Raw genomic sequence first — 6,467 nt, 5'->3', positions numbered from 1 at the left:
TGTATGAGTTCATAGCGGCGGAAATTCCTAACGGAATTTCACGCTCGTTTACTATATTTGGGTTATTGCGGAATTAAAGTTTTGTGCTTGCCCGCGACAAACCATACATTAACCGTTATCTCTCATTTTGAAAAAAACAGTCAACATATTATTGATTTTAGTTACAATTGGAGTTGTAGGCTTTGTTGGGCTAACCGTTTTTGGAATTTCTATAATGGGAACGAAAACGGATGCTGAGTATTTTGAAAAACAAAAAACAATAACAGCGGAATCAAATCAGAAACGAACTTTATACTCTTACGGACTTGATACTCTAAATTGGGAAGATTATGTGCTGAAAAGAAAAGTTAATATGATATTGCGGAAAACAGAACGAGATTCAACAATAACATTCCGACTTTTTGATATAAAAGATACACTTGATAATTACGGATTTACTCAATACGTAAAACACGATAAATCTATTTATATAGTCGGAGAAAAACACAAGATTATTAAACAGAATAAGTATCTGAATACAGAAATCTCAAATATAGCATTTGATTTATATGACGCAGTAGAACCACCAACCGATTGGAATGGTTCATTTCTTTTCAATAAGGAATATGGAGTATTAAATATTGAGGCTTGGTCGGCTGGACGGAAAATTTTCATTCTACCTACTAATTATAAATCTGATGTTAAATCGGAATTGCTAGATAAAAAAATTAATACGAAAGAAAACGAGAGATAACATTATATATGAAATCAGAGCAAAGTTTAGTGCTAAAATCGAAAGGTCATTTTCCTTTTTGCAGTGGCGCTAAATTTTTATAAGTTTAATAAGAAATAAAAATGCGCAGATAAATCAATTGGTTCAGGTGTCTTTGCCATGCTCCGATTCATATATTTGGCGTTGGCTGTAATGTGAGCAACAAACCTTGAATTAAACAAATGAATTTTTTGAAACTACCAAAACTATTATTGACAACATTTTCTTTGGTGTTTTTTTGCAATCTATTATTCAGTCAAAAATTAGAACCAAAAGAGCGTATAGGAAATGACCCTGAACATATTATAAGTTCTGACATAACGGGAAAAGATTATTTAATACATATGTCTTTTCCTGAAAATTATTCCATCAACGATACAATAACTTATTCCGTTCTATATGTTTTGGATGGAAAAAGCACTTATAGACACTTTAACTCATCTAAAGTTGATTTTGAAAAAATCGAAGATGTAATTATTGTGGGCATCAGTCATAAAGTAAATGGAATGGAATCAAAAATTAATAGGTTTTACGACTATACTCCGTCACAGGACACAATAACAGCTAGAAAACTTGAAAAAAAGTTTGGTGTTCCGAACGGAACAATTAAAACTGGAGGTGCTGACAAATTTTTAGACTGCTTAAAAAAAGAAATAGTCCCATTTATTGACAAACACTATAAAACAACTTCTAACAGAGGAATTTCGGGACATTCGCTTGGTGGTTTATTTACAGCATACTGTTTTATAAACTCCAATGGTTACTTTACAAGATTTGGAATAAATAGTCCTTCTCTTCAATGGAACGAAGAAAAACTATTAAATAAAGCTATTCATAAATTCGCTACAAGTGATACTTGGAATATAAAACCTACAAAAGTATATTTTTCTACAGGTGAAGATGAAAGTCCATTTATGGTTTCTAATATGATTGATTTTAGTTTATATCTTAAAAAAAGCAACTATGAAAATATTGAAATGAATTGGTATATATTTAGAAATGAAACTCATGGATCGGTAATTCCATCAAGTTTTAATGGTACGTTGACAACTTTATATGGAAAAAAATAAACACTACAGCCAACACTATGTATGAACTCATAACATCCTTCGGGATGTTACGATTCATACATTTAACGTTAGGGCACATACTCAGAATCTGAAAAGCAAAACGCAATCTGAACCTGTCTGCGGACGAGCCTCGAACGTTTGAACTGAGAGTTTTTGCAATGGTTTGTATCAGATCGAAAGTAAAAAAAGCGATAAAAAAATCACTCAAAAGAAGTGTTTCGGAGTAATTCCGCACAAAAAATCGCTTTTTTTGGCTTATCACGATAATTTTGACGGAAAAAGGGTTTGTGATTTTTTAGTTTGGTAAGTGATAAATCCAAAGGCAGTAAAGTGATCGCGGGAGATTATGAAAAATAATACGGAGCAATTCGCAATCTGATATCAATTTACTGCAGCTTGTTTACTAAGTTCAGGCTTGTAAAAGTGGTACGTGCCATAACACTATATATGTGACCATAGCAGCTAGATGAAGAATCGAAAAGTCTGTGTATTTTTGCAATAGCGCAATGCTTGCAGAATGGAAAAGTTAGCAATCAATGCGCAAATAAATCGAAAAGCAAGGTAACAATTTGCCCTGCTACGACACATATATTAAACGTTGTACACCATTCTACGAAACTATTAAATGAAAAGTAAAGGATTACAGTTTTGGTATTTTTTGATTGAAGGGAACCTTGATGATAAAACAGGTGCTTACGGAAATTTCTATACTTACGGAGAAAGATGTGGTGAGGCTTTAGGAAATACCTATTTAATAGCACAACAAGAAGGTATTATAAACCCAACTGTTATAGAAACCACAAGGCTTGATAACTTGGAGGAATTTGAACTTCCTGAAGAAGCTGAACAAGTTTCGGATTCAACATATATGATTCCTTCATTAAATACTTTTGAGCTAAATCCAAAAGAATATTTCTTTAAACCTCCTACTGGAATTTCGTTTGACACAATTATTGGTGAATATGACTCTGAATTAATTCTTGAACAATTTGTTGCTTATAATAAAAACGAGAATGGAGTTTATGAACTTCAATTAGTAGTTGATAAAAATAGGTTGGTTGAAATCTTTTTTAAATGTTTTGATTTAATTGAACCCATTGATGCATTTTGGATATATATCTGTGAACATTGGTTAAATCGAGGAAGAGAACTTTGGGCAAGTAAATCAGTCATAAATAAAAACGAAATAATAAAATTCCTTAAGAAACATAAGACAAATACTATAGAAAATGGGTTTGTGGAATTAGTCGTAAACTCTAATACCGGAAAAACTAACTTGATGTTATGTGAACATAAAAAAGTTCAGTTACATACAGAATCAGAAGAGGTATTTAAAAACTTTATTGGAGGTCTAATTGACTTAGGTTTTGAACAAACAAAGGACTTTTATAATATAGAATTTGGTTATCATCATTGGCATTACAGACCTATTGAAAGCCTTGATCGAGATGATTTCGCTGTGCTGCTAATTGATAACGAATTTGAAAATATTAAACTTGAAAAATAACGGTGTACAACAATTTGTATATTGCATATGCTCCCTTCAGGAAGCAAACGCAACATACAAGAGACGTTAGCACCAATTCGGAATTAAACAAAACCAATAATTTTATATGGGATTCTTTAATCGTACTAAATCATTCAACTGGATAATTAAATTATTTAAAATAACTGATGAACAATCTGTAAATGAGTTCAAAACAGAAGAATCTATTCTAAAATCTGTAGAACTGATAACTAATCAAACAAATTTAATCCCAACTCATTTAGATGTAAATTTCACGGAAGTCCGAAACAAACTTAATGACTTCAAAAAAGTAATAGCAAAACAAGAAGAAATATACGACAGTATGATCTGTTTTGGAACAGACAGAGATAATACACACTTCTCTATAACCAACCAAATACTAAACTATACCGAAAAACCACAGAATTCATTTATTGAAATTAGTATTCAGATTACAGATAAAAAAATAAACAGACCTGATGCAGAGCGAATTGCTGAAAAACTGATTATCGATTATGAATTTGAATACGCATATATTACTAGATTACCTTCAGACTACAGTATTTCAACCGAACGAAAAATGAAACAGGGATTATTTTCAAAAAAAATGGAAATACTAAAAACAGACCATATATGGCCTTCACACCTAGTGGCTATTAACGATTCTTATATTAAAAAACCATATAGAATCAACTACTTAAATATTTCACAAATTACAGCCTTAAAAAGAAACTCAATATTCTCTGAATATGGAATAGTAAAAGCTATTTCATCTAAAATAACTAAGTGGTCTTTAAATGAACAAGAACTAGAGCACGTATTAGCTGATAAGAAAATTAAAGAAATATCAATATTAACACCTGAACTTGGCTTTCTGAATACAGACAAAGCAAAAGAGTACGAAAATCTGATGAAATAGTAAACTGGTGCTAACAATGGCTATAATTAATACGGGTTTTTGTGCTTAATCCAAAAGTTAGTGTATTTTTATGAAGTCCGCCAAATCTTTTGATTTGGCTTTAGAACAGAAAAGATAAAACAAAATAAAAAGTTTTGGCTAAGTGCTTAATCGAAAGTTCACTTCTTTTAATTCCCGTACTAACCATAACCGAGACGTTACCAGCAATTAAACAAAAATGGATATTAGAAATCTAGACATCAATCCATATTCCTTAAGTGAAAAAGTCATTAAAAATGGAAACAAATCTTTCAAATTATGGCTTGAATTTGAAATATCAACTCCTTGGGATGATATTGAAAATGATTTTGCAAATATTATAGTTGATACTTTAGATGGCAGAAGTTATGGAATAAATGTTTGGACTTATAAATTCCTTGAAACTACGATTAATGCAGATAAAGAAAATGGAGAAAATCTAAATGGACTTTATCTTGTACCCCCAGATTTATTTGTAAAAGAATTATCCAGAAATTGTATCGAAAAAACAATCTCTGACTTATTGAAAAATGGGAATTTAGAAGACACATTAAGTAACACGACTTTTGAATTGAAGTTTTTAGAACCTTATTGGGATGTTATTGAAATGGAAGAGAAAAATATTCAAGCGTTGATGAACGAACTCAAACTTGAATTACCTGATGATCATCTGTTACGCAATGAGAACTATGAACTAATTGCTAAAAAGACAAATAATGATGATATCGTATTGGAACTAGAAGATGAAAGAATTGCAGTTGTTCATCTTACATGGAAATCGAAAAAAGAAACTAATGGATACCCAACAACAAGAATCTACAAGGATAAAGTGGATTTTTGGAATAATGAAATGAAACAAGATATACTTGAATTTAAAGAAAAAAAAACTGGTAACAATGTATAACAAATCATAGCTGCCTTCCGCAAGCGACGATTGTTATACGAGACGTTGTACACTATTAGAAAAAAATGAAAGAAAGATGTTATAAATGTGAAGTAGAATTGACAAAAGAAAATTTTTCAACTGAACATATAATATTAAATGCCTGTGGTGGAAAATTAAAATCTGATTCACTTCTTTGTAAAAAATGTAATTCAAGTTTTGGAGATAGTTTTGACAAAGAACTCGCTAAAACAATTACACCATTAGCTAACTTACTTCGGATAAAAAGAGATAGAGGTACTCCTCCAAAAATAAATGGTTTAGATATATTAAATAACACCGAATATATTTTAGACCATAACGGAGCTATTAGTCATAAAAAACCATCGATACAGAAAATAGATTTTGATAATCCTGATATTTCTAAAAGAAAATTTCAGATAAAAGTCCCTAATCAAAAGATGTTAAAGCAAGTGCTAAATGGCTTAAAAAGAAAACATCCTGATTTAGATGTTGAAAAGGCTTTAGAGGAACTTAATCAGACAGAAGAACCCTTTGATAAAGAATTAGAAATAAAGATGTCATTTGGAGGAACAGATACATTTAAATCAATTATTAAAACAGCTATAAATTTTTATATTTTAAATGGAGGCGAGCGTAATGAAATTAAACATCTTTTTGAATTTCTAGATGGAAATAAAGAAATGAATAATGTATGGTTCCACTATCCAGACAAAGACGTTTATAATTATAAAGAGGGAGAAATAACACATATAATAAAACTAAAAGGAAACAAAAATGAAAAAATATTATACGCATATATAGAACTTTTTAACAGCCATTGTTTTATAATTAAATTAAATGAAAATTATACGGGAAAGGATTTAAATGTAGATTACATTTTCAATATACATAATCATAAAATAATAGATGAATCAATTAACTTGAATCTAAAAAGACAAGAATTATTAGACTTATTTATAAATAAAAATGCCAACTTTACCTCGAAAGTTCAAGAGAAATTGAATCGAATATTACAGATATCTAAAAAGAACGATTTAAAAAATGAAATTTCGAAATCTGTAAATAAAATATTCACTAAAAATATAGGAAAGAAAGTAGATGACGTTATTCTAAAAGAGTTGGAGAATGAGTTTTTTAAGATTATAAAACCACATATTAATTATAAAACAAAATAACAGTGTACAACAATGGCTATAGTTAATACGGGTTTTCGTGCTTAACCCAAAGTTTAGAGCTTTTAATAAAGTCCGCCAAATCTTTTTGATTTGGCTTTATAAAGAAAAAAATAAAACAAA

General features: G+C 30.0%; 6 protein-coding genes. All 6 read left to right on the top strand.

Features of this window, described 5'->3' with window-relative positions; genetic code table 11:
* Nucleotides 1-127: 127 nt before the first annotated feature.
* The 6 genes from BMY33_RS13560 (at nt 128) to BMY33_RS13535 (ending at nt 6,347) form a co-directional block, all read left to right on the top strand.
* Nucleotides 128-733 carry a hypothetical protein gene (locus tag BMY33_RS13560; protein WP_139195658.1) on the top strand — a complete coding sequence of 202 codons (606 nt, stop codon included), beginning with the start codon at nt 128-130 and terminating at the stop codon, nt 731-733.
* 200 nt (nt 734-933) lie between these two features.
* A complete protein-coding gene (locus tag BMY33_RS13555; protein ID WP_091409430.1) occupies nt 934-1,821 on the top strand; it encodes an alpha/beta hydrolase in 888 nt (295 codons plus the stop codon).
* Between the two features lie 625 nt (nt 1,822-2,446).
* Nucleotides 2,447-3,328: a hypothetical protein gene (locus BMY33_RS13550; RefSeq protein ID WP_091409427.1), complete on the top strand. Its 882-nt coding sequence runs from the start codon at nt 2,447-2,449 to the stop codon at nt 3,326-3,328.
* 106 nt (nt 3,329-3,434) lie between these two features.
* Nucleotides 3,435-4,247 (top strand): hypothetical protein, encoded by an 813-nt coding sequence (locus BMY33_RS13545; RefSeq protein ID WP_091409426.1) that lies wholly within the window; start codon nt 3,435-3,437, stop codon nt 4,245-4,247.
* A gap of 217 nt (nt 4,248-4,464) precedes the next feature.
* On the top strand, nt 4,465-5,169 hold the full coding sequence (locus BMY33_RS23700; RefSeq protein WP_211482393.1) for a hypothetical protein: 705 nt from the start codon (nt 4,465-4,467) through the stop codon (nt 5,167-5,169).
* Nucleotides 5,170-5,234: 65 nt separating this feature from the next.
* The gene (locus BMY33_RS13535; RefSeq protein WP_091409424.1) at nt 5,235-6,347 is read left to right on the top strand and encodes an HNH endonuclease; all 1,113 of its coding nucleotides are present in this window, start codon (nt 5,235-5,237) and stop codon (nt 6,345-6,347) included.
* The last annotated feature ends 120 nt before the right edge of the window (nt 6,348-6,467 follow it).

The sequence above is a fragment of the Aquimarina amphilecti genome (genome assembly GCF_900109375.1).
GTDB classification, from domain to species: domain Bacteria; phylum Bacteroidota; class Bacteroidia; order Flavobacteriales; family Flavobacteriaceae; genus Aquimarina; species Aquimarina amphilecti.
This window is presented reverse-complemented; position numbering and strand designations above follow the sequence as displayed.

What these genes read in the sequence shown, in the direction of transcription:
- BMY33_RS13545 (WP_091409426.1), top strand. Translation starts at nt 3,435, where the DNA reads ATGGGATTCTTTAATCGTACTAAATCATTCAACTGGATAATTAAATTA.
- BMY33_RS13535 (WP_091409424.1), top strand. Translation starts at nt 5,235, where the DNA reads ATGAAAGAAAGATGTTATAAATGTGAAGTAGAATTGACAAAAGAAAAT.
- BMY33_RS13555 (WP_091409430.1), top strand. Translation starts at nt 934, where the DNA reads ATGAATTTTTTGAAACTACCAAAACTATTATTGACAACATTTTCTTTG.
- BMY33_RS23700 (WP_211482393.1), top strand. Translation starts at nt 4,465, where the DNA reads ATGGATATTAGAAATCTAGACATCAATCCATATTCCTTAAGTGAAAAA.
- BMY33_RS13550 (WP_091409427.1), top strand. Translation starts at nt 2,447, where the DNA reads ATGAAAAGTAAAGGATTACAGTTTTGGTATTTTTTGATTGAAGGGAAC.